Source organism: Arminella tubonensis (assembly GCF_003240585.1).
Classification (GTDB): Bacteria; Pseudomonadota; Alphaproteobacteria; order Rhizobiales; family Rhizobiaceae; genus Rhizobium; species Rhizobium tubonense.
The window spans coordinates 112439-126052 of record NZ_PCDP01000001.1; the positions used below are offsets into that span (position 1 = coordinate 112439).

The 13614-nt window shown below is 60.2% G+C and carries 18 protein-coding genes; 6 read left to right on the forward strand and 12 right to left on the reverse strand.

The window, feature by feature from the left end:
* Positions 1-433: 433 nt before the first annotated feature.
* The gene (locus tag CPY51_RS00625) at positions 434-1591 is read right to left on the reverse strand and encodes a pyridoxal phosphate-dependent aminotransferase (protein ID WP_111158121.1); all 1158 of its coding nucleotides are present in this window, start codon (positions 1589-1591) and stop codon (positions 434-436) included.
* 212 nt (positions 1592-1803) lie between these two features.
* Here CPY51_RS00625 and CPY51_RS00630 point away from each other — a divergent pair, with 212 nt between their 5' ends.
* From CPY51_RS00630 to aat, 5 genes are all read left to right on the forward strand, one after another.
* Positions 1804-2571, forward strand: a complete 768-nt coding sequence (locus tag CPY51_RS00630; RefSeq protein WP_111158122.1) for a DsbA family protein — start codon at positions 1804-1806, stop codon at positions 2569-2571.
* Positions 2572-2700: 129 nt separating this feature from the next.
* On the forward strand, positions 2701-3138 hold the full coding sequence (aroQ, locus tag CPY51_RS00635) for a type II 3-dehydroquinate dehydratase (RefSeq protein ID WP_111158123.1): 438 nt from the start codon (positions 2701-2703) through the stop codon (positions 3136-3138).
* Between the two features lie 23 nt (positions 3139-3161).
* Positions 3162-3623 carry an acetyl-CoA carboxylase biotin carboxyl carrier protein gene (gene accB, locus CPY51_RS00640; RefSeq protein WP_111158124.1) on the forward strand — a complete coding sequence of 154 codons (462 nt, stop codon included), beginning with the start codon at positions 3162-3164 and terminating at the stop codon, positions 3621-3623.
* A 3-nt stretch (positions 3624-3626) separates the two neighbouring features.
* Positions 3627-4979 carry an acetyl-CoA carboxylase biotin carboxylase subunit gene (accC, locus tag CPY51_RS00645; protein ID WP_195909379.1) on the forward strand — a complete coding sequence of 451 codons (1353 nt, stop codon included), beginning with the start codon at positions 3627-3629 and terminating at the stop codon, positions 4977-4979.
* Positions 4980-4988: 9 nt separating this feature from the next.
* A complete protein-coding gene (gene aat, locus CPY51_RS00650) occupies positions 4989-5603 on the forward strand; it encodes a leucyl/phenylalanyl-tRNA--protein transferase (protein WP_111158125.1) in 615 nt (204 codons plus the stop codon).
* Positions 5604-5616: 13 nt separating this feature from the next.
* Here aat and CPY51_RS00655 read toward each other — a convergent pair whose 3' ends face one another.
* The 9 genes from CPY51_RS00655 to CPY51_RS00695 all read right to left on the reverse strand — a co-directional run bounded on the left by CPY51_RS00655 (position 5617) and on the right by CPY51_RS00695 (position 12539).
* A complete protein-coding gene (locus tag CPY51_RS00655; protein ID WP_111158126.1) occupies positions 5617-6057 on the reverse strand; it encodes a DUF2155 domain-containing protein in 441 nt (146 codons plus the stop codon).
* A gap of 110 nt (positions 6058-6167) precedes the next feature.
* Positions 6168-6566 (reverse strand): NADH:ubiquinone oxidoreductase subunit NDUFA12, encoded by a 399-nt coding sequence (locus tag CPY51_RS00660; RefSeq protein ID WP_111158127.1) that lies wholly within the window; start codon positions 6564-6566, stop codon positions 6168-6170.
* A gap of 109 nt (positions 6567-6675) precedes the next feature.
* Positions 6676-7143 (reverse strand): GNAT family N-acetyltransferase, encoded by a 468-nt coding sequence (locus tag CPY51_RS00665; RefSeq protein WP_111158128.1) that lies wholly within the window; start codon positions 7141-7143, stop codon positions 6676-6678.
* Between the two features lie 19 nt (positions 7144-7162).
* Positions 7163-7666, reverse strand: coding sequence for a GNAT family N-acetyltransferase (locus tag CPY51_RS00670; RefSeq protein WP_111158129.1), 504 nt, complete (start codon positions 7664-7666; stop codon positions 7163-7165).
* A 3-nt stretch (positions 7667-7669) separates the two neighbouring features.
* Positions 7670-9172 (reverse strand): Asp-tRNA(Asn)/Glu-tRNA(Gln) amidotransferase subunit GatB, encoded by a 1503-nt coding sequence (gatB, locus tag CPY51_RS00675; RefSeq protein ID WP_111158130.1) that lies wholly within the window; start codon positions 9170-9172, stop codon positions 7670-7672.
* 78 nt (positions 9173-9250) lie between these two features.
* A complete protein-coding gene (locus tag CPY51_RS00680) occupies positions 9251-9760 on the reverse strand; it encodes a GNAT family N-acetyltransferase (protein ID WP_111158131.1) in 510 nt (169 codons plus the stop codon).
* A gap of 141 nt (positions 9761-9901) precedes the next feature.
* The gene (gene gatA / locus CPY51_RS00685; RefSeq protein ID WP_111158132.1) at positions 9902-11383 is read right to left on the reverse strand and encodes an Asp-tRNA(Asn)/Glu-tRNA(Gln) amidotransferase subunit GatA; all 1482 of its coding nucleotides are present in this window, start codon (positions 11381-11383) and stop codon (positions 9902-9904) included.
* Between the two features lie 94 nt (positions 11384-11477).
* Positions 11478-11765 carry an Asp-tRNA(Asn)/Glu-tRNA(Gln) amidotransferase subunit GatC gene (gene gatC / locus CPY51_RS00690; RefSeq protein WP_111158133.1) on the reverse strand — a complete coding sequence of 96 codons (288 nt, stop codon included), beginning with the start codon at positions 11763-11765 and terminating at the stop codon, positions 11478-11480.
* Positions 11766-11834: 69 nt separating this feature from the next.
* Entirely contained in the window at positions 11835-12539 is a 705-nt protein-coding gene (locus CPY51_RS00695) for a metal-dependent hydrolase (RefSeq protein WP_111158134.1), read from the reverse strand.
* A gap of 118 nt (positions 12540-12657) precedes the next feature.
* Between CPY51_RS00695 and ruvX the strand changes: the two genes are divergently transcribed.
* The gene (gene ruvX / locus CPY51_RS00700; protein WP_111158135.1) at positions 12658-13152 is read left to right on the forward strand and encodes a Holliday junction resolvase RuvX; all 495 of its coding nucleotides are present in this window, start codon (positions 12658-12660) and stop codon (positions 13150-13152) included.
* Here the strand turns inward: ruvX and CPY51_RS00705 are convergent.
* Together CPY51_RS00705 and CPY51_RS32650 are read right to left on the reverse strand one after the other, a co-directional pair.
* Positions 13089-13421 (reverse strand): DUF6105 family protein, encoded by a 333-nt coding sequence (locus tag CPY51_RS00705; protein WP_111158136.1) that lies wholly within the window; start codon positions 13419-13421, stop codon positions 13089-13091. The two genes, ruvX and CPY51_RS00705, sit on opposite strands and share 64 nt — an antisense overlap.
* Entirely contained in the window at positions 13418-13591 is a 174-nt protein-coding gene (locus CPY51_RS32650; protein WP_195909380.1) for a hypothetical protein, read from the reverse strand. Before CPY51_RS32650 ends, CPY51_RS00705 begins: the two co-directional genes overlap by 4 nt.
* Between the last annotated feature and the right edge of the window lie 23 nt (positions 13592-13614).

The following is a 13614-nucleotide window of genomic DNA, read 5'->3' on the forward strand; positions in this document are numbered from 1 at the left end:
TTCGAGGCAGTTTTAGCGAATCGTGCCTCAGCTAATACAAGGGTTACCGCAGGCCGTGCCGCAATCTCCCCCTTCTCCCCTCGGGGAGAAGTGCCGAGCAAAGCGAGGCGATGAGGGGCGGTACGACGATAGAAGCCTGTCAGAATTCTGCATTTGTCGAAGTCGGTAGTGGCCGGTGAGAGGCCCTCATCCGCCCTCCGGGCACCTTCTCCCCGAGGGGAGAAGGGCTTGCGGCGGCCTCGGCGCTCCCGTGCGGCTAGCTGTCGAGCAAGCGCCCTCGTCCTTCGAGGCTCCGGCCCTTGGCCTGTGCGCCCCAGGTGAGGTCTCACCCTGGGCGTCAGCCAGGCGTATCCGGTGGCTTCGTGTTGATGTTTTGAATCAACGCGCTCGCATTACGATTCCGCACATCGCCGCAACGCCCTGAAAACAGACTCTATTTGAGCCACGCGGCAATCCGTTCGACAGCCTCTTCGATCTCGGCATTCGAGCCGGCGTAGGAGAAGCGCATGGCGTGGTGGTCTTCGATCGGATCGAAGTCCAGGCCGGGCGTCGCTGCGACGTTGATCTCGGCCAGCATCTTGCGGGCGAAAAGCATGCTGTCGTTGGTGAAGCGGCTGACATCCACATAGGCATAGAAGGCGCCGTCCATCGGCGAGGCTATGGAAAAACCGATCTCGGGAAGGCGGCGCGTCAGCAGGTCGCGGTTGCGGCGGTAGCTTTCCTTGTAGACGTCCAATTCGAGGCCCGCCGACAATGCAGCCTTCGCGGCAATCTGGGAGAGCTCGGGCGGGGAGATATAGAGGCTCTGTGCGACACGCTCGATGGGGCGCACCAGCCGTTCGGGCAACACCATCCAACCGATTCGCCAGCCGGTCATGCAATAGTATTTCGAGAAGGAGTTGATGACGATCGCCTCGTCGGTGATCTCGAGCGCGCTGGTCTCCTCGCCGACGAAAGTCAGGCCATGATAGATTTCGTCGGAGATGAAGGCGATCGACTGGGCGGCGCAATAGTCGGCCAGTGCCTTCAGCCCTTCCCTGCCCGTCACCGTGCCGGTCGGATTTGCGGGACTGGCCAGCAGGACACCCTTAAGGCGCTTTCCACTTGCTGCCTGTGCCGCCTCCAGGCTCTCAGGCGTCAGTGTGAAATGCGTTTCCGCCGTCACGGGCACCTCGATGACATCCAGGCCGAGGGCGGCGAGGATGTTGCGGTAGGCCGGATAGCCCGGGCGGGCGATTGCGACACAGTCACCCGGGTCGAACAGCGCCAAGAATGCAAGGTTGAAACCCGCAGAGGAGCCTGTGGTGATCGCGATGCGCTGCGGGTCGATGGCAAGCCCGTGCCGTAGGCGATAGTGCTCGACGATCGCCTGCCTGAGCGCCTGCGTGCCAAGCGCGTCGGTATAGCCGATGCGGCCGTGATCGAGCGCCTCTCTAGCGGCGACCAGCGCTGCCTTTGGCGTCGGGTGGGACGGCTGGCCGACGGCCATGGAGATGACGGCGTGCCCCGCCTGCCGCCTCTTCGTCGCCTCGGCCAGAACATCCATGGCGTGAAACGGCTCGACTGCGCTGCGCTTTGATAAGGAAAACAAGATCGATATGTCCTCGAATGGAGTTGCGGTCAGACAATTGCCGCAATAATCCGCTGTTCACAATCCCGCGATTGCTGCGTTGTCATGATATTTCCTGTTTCAGGAATGGCGGGCACACCGTAAATTGCCGCTTCGCGTCGGTGGATTTTAACCTTGCGATGGTATCCGGAAACAAATAACGCTCCCGAATGAACAGATCACGAGGATTTTCCATGGCCCTTTTTCCCAAGACCCTGATGGCCGTTTCCGCCGCTGCGGTCCTCGCCTCGCTGGCATTTTTCCAGCCAGCCGCCGCCCTCGACGACAATCAGAAGAAGGAGTTCGGCGACTTCATCAAACAATATCTGATGGAGCATCCGGAAGTTCTGCTGGACGCGCAGGCGGCGCTGGACAAGAAGCAGGAAGAGGCGCGGCTCACACAGGCCAACAAGGCGGTCGCCGAGAACAAGCAGACGATCTTCAACGCCAAATACGACGTTACCCTGGGTAATCCCAAGGGCGACGTGACTGTCGTCGAGTTCTTCGACTACAATTGCGGCTACTGCCGGCATGCGCTGAGCGACATGGATTCGCTGCTGCAGAAGGATAAGAACATCCGCTTCGTCCTGAAGGAGTTCCCGATCCTCGGCCCGGATTCGGTTGCCGCGTCCAAGGTGTCCGACGCTTTCCGCAAGCTTGCTCCCGAAAAATATGCCGACTTCCACCACAAGCTTCTAAGCAGCGACGGACGCGCCTCCGAGGACAGCGCCATCGAGGTGGCCACCTCGCTCGGCGTCAAGGAGGATGACATCCGCAAGGAGATGGCGGCGAGCCCGAACAGCGAATCGGTCAAGGAGACCTACCAGCTGGCAACCGATCTCAGCCTTACAGGCACTCCCTCCTACATCATCGGCAACGAGGCGATCTCCGGCGCGGTCGGCGTCGACGTCATTGCGCAGAAGGTGGACAACGTGCGCGCGTGTGGAAAGACCACCTGCTAAACCATTGCTCATTAAATCGCCGGATTCAGAGTGTTCTAACACTGTGGACAAGCGTGACCTATGTCCTAAGGGCTTTCCTCCAAGTCCTTGGGAGTCTATAGGTTGCGCTCTACTTTGACGGAACCTCTGATGACGCCAACGATTTTCGTCCTGAACGGACCCAACCTGAATGCGCTCGGCAAGCGCGAGCCGGGTATCTATGGCGGCAAGACGCTTGGGGATATCGAGGCGGATTGTCGGTCGGTCGGAGAGACACTGGGCTTTACGATCGACTTCAGGCAGACCAACCACGAAGGCGTCCTTGTCGACTGGCTGCACGAGGCCGACGAGCGCGCGGTGGGCGTGGCGATCAATCCCGGCGCTTATGGGCATACTTCAATCGCAATGCACGATGCGATCCGGGCGATTTCCGTCCCGGTGGTGGAGGTTCACATCTCCAATATCCATGCGCGTGAGGAATTTCGACACAAGTCGATGATCGCTCCTGCTGCCAAGGGCATGATCTGCGGCTTCGGGCCTCACAGCTATATCCTGGCGCTGCACGCGCTGAAGAACATCACGCAATAACAAGAATTACAGGGCACAACTCCATGGCTGATAAGAAATCGGGTATCGACCAGTCACTCATTCGCGATCTGGCGAACATCCTCAACGAGACCGACCTGACCGAGATCGAGGTCGAACAGGATGATCTGCGCATCCGCGTCTCGCGCGCCGGTACGCCGCAATATGTCCAGGCGCCGATGATGAGCCATGCTCCGGCGGCCGCGCCGGCAAGTGCGGTGGCTGCGGCGCCAGCGGCTCCGGTTCGCAATCCTGATAACGTCGTCAGCGCTCCCATGGTCGGAACCGTCTATATGGCGTCCGCTCCCGGCACCCCGCCCTTCATCGAGGTCGGCAAGACGGTCAAGGAAGGCCAGACACTGCTGATCATCGAAGCCATGAAGACGATGAACCAGATTCCCGCCCCGCGCTCCGGCAAGGTCACCGAAATTCTCATCGAGGATGGCCGACCAGTTGAATACGGCGAAGCCCTCGTCGTCATCGAGTAGGGCATGCCAATGATTTCCAAGATACTCATAGCCAATCGCGGCGAGATCGCCCTTCGCGTGTTGCGCGCCTGCAAGGAGCTCGGCATTGCCTGCGTCGCCGTGCACTCGACAGCGGACGCCGATGCGATGCATGTCCGGCTCGCGGACGAGAGCGTCTGCATCGGGCCCCCGCCGGCCCGCGACAGCTATCTCAATATCCACCAGATCGTCGCTGCCTGCGAGATCACTGGCGCAGACGCCGTGCATCCAGGCTATGGCTTCCTGTCGGAAAACGCCAAGTTTGCAGACATTCTGGAAGCGCACGGCATCACCTTCATCGGCCCGACGGCCGAGCATATCCGCCTCATGGGCGACAAGATCACCGCCAAGCTGACGGCGGTCGAGCTTGGCATCCCGGTCGTTCCCGGCTCGGATGGCGAAGTGAAGACCGAGGCTGATGCGCTGAAGACGGCGGCCGAGATCGGTTATCCTGTGCTCATCAAGGCCACGGCCGGTGGCGGCGGGCGCGGCATGAAGGTTGCGACCTCTGCTGATGACCTTGTCGAAGCCTGGTCGACGGCCCGGACGGAAGCGGCAGCGGCTTTTGGCAACGAAGCCGTCTACATGGAAAAATACCTCAGCACCCCGCGCCACATCGAAGTCCAGGTCTTCGGCGACGGCGAAGGCAATGCAGTCCATCTCGGCGAACGCGACTGCTCTTTGCAGCGGCGACACCAGAAGGTCTGGGAAGAAGCCAATTCGCCTGCGCTCAACGTCGAACAGCGTATGAAGATCGGCCAGATCTGCGCCAATGCGATGAAGAAGCTGAAATATCGCGGCGCCGGCACGATCGAATTCCTCTACGAGAACGGCGAGTTCTATTTCATCGAAATGAACACCCGTCTGCAGGTTGAGCATCCAGTCACCGAAGCAATCACCGGCATCGACCTCGTTCACGAGCAGATCCGCGTTGCCTCCGGCGGCGGACTGTCTGTAACGCAGGACGAGGTCCATTTTCACGGCCATGCCATCGAATGCCGGATCAACGCCGAGGACGCGCGCACCTTCGTGCCCTCGCCCGGCACTATCACGCATTTCCATGCACCCGGCGGCCTTGGCGTCCGAATCGATTCCGGCGCCTATCAGGGCTACAAGATCCCGCCCTACTACGACAGCCTGATCGGCAAGCTGATCGTTCACGGGCGCACCCGGGTGGAATGCATGATGCGCCTGCGCCGCGCACTCGACGAATTCGTCGTCGATGGCATCAAGACCACATTGCCGCTGTTTCAGGATCTGGTTTCGAACCAGGATATCGCCAACGGCGACTATGATATCCATTGGCTGGAACAATATCTGGCCAAAACCTCAGTCTGAGGATATCGCATGGGAGGAACGCGCAGAAGGTCACCTGGTATTACGCCGGAAATCCTTTTGCGCGCCTATTCCATCGGGCTGTTTCCGATGGCGGAATCGGCCGACGATCCCGAGATTTTCTGGGTAGAGCCAGAGCTTCGCGGCGTCCTGCCGCTTGACACGTTTCACGTCTCCAAAAGTCTTGCCAAGACCGTACGGCGCAAACCGTTCGATATCCGTTTCGACTGGGATTTCGACAGTGTCATAGCGGCTTGTGCCGAGCATACCAGCGGTCGTCCGAGCACCTGGATCAACCGGACCATCAGGACGCTCTATTCCGCGCTCCATAAGGTCGGGCATGCGCATTCTGTCGAAGCATGGGATGACGGCGAGTTGGTCGGCGGGCTATACGGTGTTTCGCTAGGCTCAGCGTTTTTCGGCGAGAGCATGTTTTCGCGTCGCACCGACGCTTCGAAGATCTGTCTCGTGCATCTGGTGGAGCGATTGCAGGAAAAAGGCTTCACCCTGCTCGACACGCAATTCACCACCGAGCACCTTAAAAACTTCGGCGCCATCGATGTCCCCAAGGACGAGTATGCTCGGATGCTAGCCAAGGCGATGGAATCGCCGAACCTTACGTTCTGAAGAGCCTTTGGAGTCAGTTTGTCTTCGGTGCGCCTGGCGCTGGTACGTCGGACTTCTGCTTGCACTCTTTCAGCCAGACGTCATAGATCGGATGCTCGACGGCGTTGAGGCCGGGGCTGGCGGCAAACATCCAGCCGGTAAAGATGCGGCGGATGCGTCGATCGAGGGTGATCTCGTCGACCTCGACGAAGCCATCGACCTTCTGCTGCTCGGTATCGTCGCGCGAATAGCAGGCCTTCGGCGTCACCTGCAGAGCGCCGAACTGGACCGTCTCGTTGAGATAGACATCGAACGTGGTGATACGACCGGTGATCTTGTCGAGACCGGAAAAGACGGCAACCGGATTGGCAATGCGTGCAGCCTCGGCATTGGGCGCCAAAAACGCACTGAGGCCGGTGGCGAGTATCAACCCTGCTGTCGCACGCAAAGAAGCGCTCCGCGTGAAAAACGTCATATCCGCCAGTCTCCAGCGTGGTGTCGGTCGCGATGCCACGGCGTTTTCGCCGCCGGCATCCTCAGCGCGTAAACGCAAATTGTGGCCAAAGGGCGGGTCAGCTGACCCGCTCAGCCACCTGGCGTCCAAGCGTCATAATCGCCCGTCACGCGGGGACGCTCGCCAGCAACGGCCAGAGAGCCGGGCGGACGATAGGCCTGCGGCGAACCAGTCGGATTAGGACGGTGCCCGACCTGCCAATCCTTGGCGACATAGTCCTCCTTGGACGGAGGGACGTCCGTGCGGTGGTGCATCCAGCCATGCCAGCCAGGCGGGATGGCCGAAGCCTCGGCGTAGCCCTTGTAGATCACCCAGCGCTTCTGAAGACCGTAGGACGACATGCCACCTTCGTAGTAGACATTGCCCAATTCGTCTTCGCCGACACGCTTGCCGAAGCGCCAGGTATAAAAGCGCGTGCCCATGGTCTGGCCGTTCCACCAGGTAAACATCAGCAAAAGGAGATTCTTCATGTCATTTCCTTGGTACTCGGCTTTGGGAGCTCAAGCGGGACCAGAATTCGATCCCTCGCTTATGCCGCCTGACAGCTTTCTTGTCCAGTGATTCCCATTGCAGGAAGGCTCATTTCAAGGCCATCTTGAAGCCGAGATGGCTCGGTTTGAAACCCAGTCTCTCATAGAAACGGTGGGCATCCTTGCGTGCTGCGTTCGAGGTGAGTTGCACAAGCCTGACGTCGCGACGCTTTGCCTCAGCGATGCAGAATTCGATCATCGAGGCACCGATACCCTGCCCGCGCATATCGCTTCGGGTCTGCACGGCCTCGATGATCATCGAGGATGAGCCGCGTCCGGTCAACGAGGTCGTGCTCATCGTCTGGAAGGTACCGACGATCTCGCCCTCGCGTTCGGCAACGTGAAGCGTCTGATCAGGAGACGTTTCTATGGCTCTGAAGGCTCGCAGGTATTCGGGATATGCCTCCGGAGCCGTGGTGTCGCCATGTCCACCAACCATGTCTGCCGCGAAAAGCGCGATAAGCGCCGGAAGGTCGTCCTCGCGCGCCTCGCGGATCAGGATAGGCACACCGTTCATCTTGCCGCCCCTAAGACACTCAATGTTGCGCCAATGACTTTTCGAAGACCAATGTCGGCATGCCTGATTGTTTCGGCCCGGCATTTTCGTTTCGGCCAACCTGGTCGAAGCCGAGCCCTTCGTAGAAGGCGATAGCGGCCGCATTTTCCGGCTCGACCTCGACCCGCATCAATTCAGCGTCGGGAAAGCAGGTTTCCAACTCAGCAAACAGATCGCGGCCGATGCCCTGGCGCTGGAGCGACGGGCGCACATAGAGCATATGGAGCAACGCCGTCTTGGCCATCTCGGTGGACATCGTGGCGTAGCCCATGCCGCCGATCTCCTTGCCGCTGTCGGCGACGACGAACTCTGAATGCTTCTTCTCCAACCGTGTCTTCAGCGTAGCGACGGAGTGCCAGGAGGCGTGGATTTCATCGACCTTGGCCGCCCCATATAGGCTGTCATAGGTCGCATGCCACGTCTCTCCCAGCAGTGCGCGAACCTTGTCCAGATCGCGCTCGCCGGCTGTGCGGACGAAATACATCGGCTATTCCTCGATGCCGAGCTTGGCCTTCACCAGCGCCTGCACGGCCTGCGGGTTGGCCTTGCCGCCGGTCGACTTCATGACCTGACCAACAAACCAGCCGGCAAGCGTCGGCTTGGCCAGGACCTTGGCGACCTGGTCCGGGTTCGCGGCAATGATTTCGTCGACCGCTTTTTCGATGGCGCCCGTGTCGGTTACCTGCTTCATGCCGCGGCTTTCGACGATCTCTGCCGGGTCGCCGCCCTCAGTAAGCACGATCTCGAACACGTCCTTGGCGATTTTGCCGGAGATGGTTTCGTCCTTGATGAGATCGATGATCGCGCCGAGCTGATTTGGCGAAACCGGAGTCTCCTCAATGCCTTTGCCGGTTCTGTTCAGAGACCCGAGCAGGTCGTTGATGACCCAGTTGGCGGCCAGCTTGCCGTCACGACCGGCGGCGACTGCCTCGAAATAGTCGGCGATAGCCTTTTCCGAAACCAGCACTGACGCATCATAGATCGACAGGCCCATATCACGGACGAAGCGTTCCTTCTTGTCGTCAGGAAGTTCCGGCAGTTCGCCCTTCAGCGCCTCGATGAAGGCATCGTCGAACTCGAGCGGCAGCAGGTCCGGATCGGGAAAATAGCGGTAGTCATGCGCATCTTCCTTGGAGCGCATCGACCGCGTTTCGCCCTTGTTGGGGTCGAACAGCCGGGTCTCTTGGTCGATCGAGCCGCCGTCCTCGAGGATGCCGATCTGGCGGCGTGCCTCGTATTCGATAGCCTGGCCGATGAAGCGGATGGAATTGACGTTCTTGATTTCGCAGCGCGTCCCGAACTCGCCGCCGGGACGACGGACGGAAACGTTGACGTCGGCGCGCATCGAGCCCTCGTCCATATTGCCGTCGCAGGTTCCAAGGTAGCGCACGATCGAGCGCAGCTTCGTCATGTAGGCTTTTGCCTCGTCGGAAGACCGCATGTCCGGCTTGGAGACTATTTCCATCAGCGCGACGCCAGAACGATTGAGGTCGACATAGGACATGGTCGCATGCTGGTCGTGCATCGACTTGCCGGCGTCCTGCTCAAGATGCAGGCGCTCGATGCCGATTTCGACGTCCTCGAACTGGCCCTGGCGATCCGGGCCGATCGAAATCACGATCTTGCCTTCGCCGACGATCGGGTCCTTGAACTGCGATATCTGATAGCCCTGCGGCAGGTCGGGATAGAAATAATTCTTGCGGTCGAACAGCGAGCGCTTGTTGATCTGCGCCTTCAGCCCGAGGCCGGTGCGCACCGCCTGCTTGATGCATTCCTCGTTGATCACGGGCAGCATGCCCGGCATCGCCGCGTCGACCAGGGACACGTTGGAATTGGCCGGCTTGCCGAACTCCGTCGATGCGCCAGAAAAGAGCTTTGATTTGGAGAGCACCTGCGCGTGGACTTCCATGCCGACGACGATTTCCCAGTCGCCGGTGGCGCCGGGAATGAAGCGTTTCGGATCTGGCGTGCGGACGTCGACAAGGGTCATGGGATGCTCTTGAAATGCTGTTCTTGTGCTGTTGTGAGGTAAAGGAAATGGCTGGCCGGTGCAAGGCTTTCGGGCCGGCTATATGCCCGGTCCGTAGGTGCCGTCGGTCACATCGACGAGCATCTTGGACAGACCGACGGTCGGCAGGTCGCGGTCGAGCTTCGGTGAATAGACGACCGAAAGCCAGTGGATCGCATAGCCATGCGCCTTGAAGAAGCCGATCGCCTCGGCATTGCCGGAGTGGGTCTGCAGCGCGACCTTGTCGAAGCCCTGATCGGCGATATCCTTCTCGATCTGCGCCAGCAGCGCCGAGCCAAGTCCCTGCCGCAGGTTAGCCGGATCGATCCAGAAATCGGAAATGGTCTCGTCCAGCCCCTCACGCGCGGCCCAGCCGGCCACCATGCCGTTTCTCTCGACGACTGATATCGTCAACCAGCTATCCCTGACAAAATTCGAAAATGCATCGCGGGCGCTGTCCAGCATCGCATCGGTATTGCCGATTGGCGCCATTGCCTTCTGCCAGGCACGCAAGCCAATAGCCGTCAGTATATCTGTTTCGCCTTCACGCGCATTGCGGACATGGATCATAGGGGCCCCAGGCTTTCCGGGGCAAGTAAAACACCGTGGAACCGCTTTTTCCAGATGCCGAAGGGATTTGAAGCGTTCCCTGCGGGGTTATCGGCACCTTTATTGCTGCAATGCACCGCTACATTTCACTGCAAGCTTAGTTCACCACCACTTAGCAGGCGAAAATTTGCCGGCCGCCTGTTCGATGACATGCGCGGTCTTGAACAAGGTTTCCTCGTCGAACGGCTTGCCGATGAGCTGCAGGCCGAGCGGCAGGCCCTTCTTGTCGAGACCGGCAGGGACGGCGATACCCGGGAGGCCGGCCATGTTGACCGTGACGGTGAAGATATCGTTCAGGTACATTTTGACGGGATCTGCCGCGAGGTCTTCGTCGGCGACGCCGAAGGCGGAGGACGGGGTGGCCGGGGTCAATATGGCGTCGACGCCTGCATGAAAGGCGAGCTCGAAGTCGCGCTTGATCAGGGTACGTACTTTCTGGGCCTGCAGATAATAGGCGTCGTAGTAGCCGGCCGAGAGCACATAGGTGCCGATCATGATGCGGCGCTTCACCTCGGTCCCGAAGCCGGCAGCGCGGGTCTTCTCATACATGTCGGCAATGTCCTTGCCGTCGACGCGCAGGCCGTAGCGCACGCCGTCGTAGCGAGCGAGGTTCGAAGACGCCTCAGCGGGGGCGACGATGTAGTAGGCCGGAAGCGCGTACCTGGTGTGAGGAAGCGAGATATTGACGATCTCGGCGCCAGCGTCCTTCAGCCAGGCGATGCCCTGCTGCCAGAGCTTCTCGATCTCTTCCGGCATGCCGTCGACACGGTATTCGTTCGGAATACCGATCTTCATGCCCTTGAGCGACTGGCCGAGCGAAGCTTCATAATGGGGGACAGGCAAGTCGACCGAGGTCGTGTCCTTGGCGTCGACACTTGCCATCGACTTCAGGAGGATGGCGGCATCGCGAACGTCGCGGGCGATCGGGCCTGCCTGGTCAAGCGAGGAGGCAAACGCGACCACGCCCCAGCGCGAGCAGCGGCCATAGGTCGGCTTGATGCCGACCGTACCGGTAAAGGCTGCCGGCTGGCGGATCGAGCCGCCGGTATCCGTTGCGGTAGCGCCGGCGCAGAGATGCGCGGCAACGGCTGCGGCCGAGCCCCCGGAAGAACCACCCGGCACGAGCTGCTGGTTGGAACCCGTGGCGCGCCAGGGGTTGATCACCGGCCCATAATGCGAGGTCTCGTTGGAGGAGCCCATGGCGAACTCGTCCATGTTGAGCTTGCCGAGCATGACGGCGCCGTCGTTCCAGAGGTTCTGGGTGACCGTGGATTCGTAGCGCGGCTCAAAGCCGTCGAGGATGTGGCTGCAGGCCTGGGTGTGGACGCCTTCGGTGCCGAAAAGGTCCTTGATGCCAAGCGGGATGCCCTCGAGCGCACCGGCGTTTCCGGCAGCGATGCGCGCATCGGACGCCTTGGCCATGTCGAGGGCCTTGTCTGACGTTACCTTGATATAGGCATTGAGCGCACCATTGGCTGCTTCGATCGCAGAGAGGTAGGCCGCCGTCAGATCGGTCGCGGTGATCTCCTTGGCGCGCAGCTTGTCGCGAGCTTCGGCAATGGTCAGGCTGGTGAGTTCGCTCATCTTATCTGTTCACTTCACGTCTGAAAGGGCTGCACGCAAGGAGTGGGGTCGTTGGGGGCGTGTCGGCGAATGCGCCGACCCGGCCTGGCGACGCCTATTCGACGACCTTGGGCACGAGAAAGAAATTCTGGTCGGTCAGCGGCGCATTGGCGACGATGTCGTCTGCCTTGCTGCCGTCGGTGACTGCGTCGACGCGCTTTCTCATCACCATCGGCGTAACCGAGGTCATCGGCTCTATCCCGGTCACGTCGACTTCGGAGAGCTGTTCGACGAAGCCGAGGATGCCGTTCAATTCGCCCATCATGCGCTCGGCTTCGACATCACTGACGGCGATGCGGGCAAGATGCGCAACGCGCTTCACGGTGGCAAGATCGACGGACATGGCATTCTCCGGATAGGATTTTCCTACCCGCTATAAAGGCCATGTCCGCCGCGTGCAACGGGGGAAATATCAGAACGACAGCGTCTCGCCGGGCTTCGGCGCTGAGACCTTCGTCGTTGAGCCTTCCATGCCGGTCACGAACTTCTCCGGTGTCTGGTCGATGATCGGGAAGGTGCCGTAGTGGCAGGGGATGGCGGTCTTGAAGTTGAAGAAGCGCTGGCAGGCGAGCGCTGCGACGGCGCCGCCCATCGTGAATCGGTCGCCTATCGGTACGATGCCGATGTCGGGCTGATGCAGTTCGTTGATGAGAGCCATATCGGAGAAGATGTCGGTGTCACCCATGTGCAGCAGGCTTGCCTCGTCCTCGAAATGCAGCATCAGGCCGTTGGGGTTGCCGAGCGCATGCGAGACGCCATCCTCGGTGATCTGCGCCGAGGAATGCAGGGCGTTGGTGAAGGTCGCCGTGAACGAACCGAGCGGGACGGTGCCGCCCGTGTTGCCCATTTCGAGCTTCTGGACGCCCTTGCTGCCAAGCCAGGCGGCGAGGTCGGCATTGGCTAGGACAACCGCCCCGGTTTCCTTGGCAATCGCGACCGTATCGCCGACATGATCTCCGTGGCCGTGAGTCAGGAGGATATGGGTGATGCCGGCAGTTACCTCCTTGACGTCGAGACCGGCGAAGGAAGCATTATGCGTAAAAAACGGGTCGATCAGGATTTTCGCGCTTGCCGTTTCGATGCGGAATGCGGCGTGACCAAGCCAGGTGATCTTCATTTGTCTGCTCCTTCAATAGTCTGATGCAAAAGCGCGTCGGGATGCTATGGACATAGCCGATGCAGCGGCAAAGAGAAGCCGCATGCCGTTCAATTTCTTTTGACGAGACAAACGCCTGATGACCACGCTGACCATCGAAGACCTTGCCGCAACACTCCAGCCGGGCCAGGCCGTGGCCGGGCTAGACCTCGGCACGAAGACGATCGGGCTAGCCATGTCGGATATCGGTCGAACTCTGGCGACCCCTCGCACGGTCATCCGCAGGGTGAAATTTACGCAGGACGCCATGGCGCTGCTGGATTTTGCCGACAAGGAAAAGGTGGCAGCCTTCATCATCGGTCTGCCGGTCAATATGGATGGTTCGGAGGGGCCTCGGGTTCAGGCGACCCGCGCCTTCGTGCGCAACATGTCTGAAAAGACCGCCCTTCCCTTCGTCTTCTGGGACGAACGACTATCGACGGTGGCTGCTGAGCGCGCGTTGATCTCGATGGACGTGTCTCGAGCCAAACGGGCGGATCGCATCGATTCCGCCGCGGCAAGCTTCATCCTTCAGGGGGCGCTCGACAGGCTTTCGTCGCTGGCAAGGCGCGACAACCGGGACTTCGACGCCTGACGCGCCTCCCACCAGGCCTTGATGACCTTGCGCTTGCGATAGGCGATCAGCGAAAAGACCAGGAAGGTATCGAAGACGATCGCGCGCATGACAAGCGGCGGGATGGTTTCCGGAGGAATGCCGAGAATGTTTCCGTAAATCTGGAACACCAGGTCATGCATCTGGCGCGTATACATGAAAACGCCGAAGCTCATGTCGTAGTAGGAAAGCCAATACCAGCTGCCGAGAAAAAAGATGGGGCCGGCCCAGAAAATCAGAAACCACTTCATGCGGCTGCCCTTTCACGCTGATAGGCTTGCGGGCTGGAAGACAATACCAGCCAATTCGACAACGCCATCGCGCTGAGGACCAATGCCGGCACGGCAATATCGAGTGCCAGCACGGCGAAAAACAACATCGACGCAACGAGAAATGCGACTTTGAAGGGCTTGGTTCCCATGGGCACACGTTGGTTAACAAACA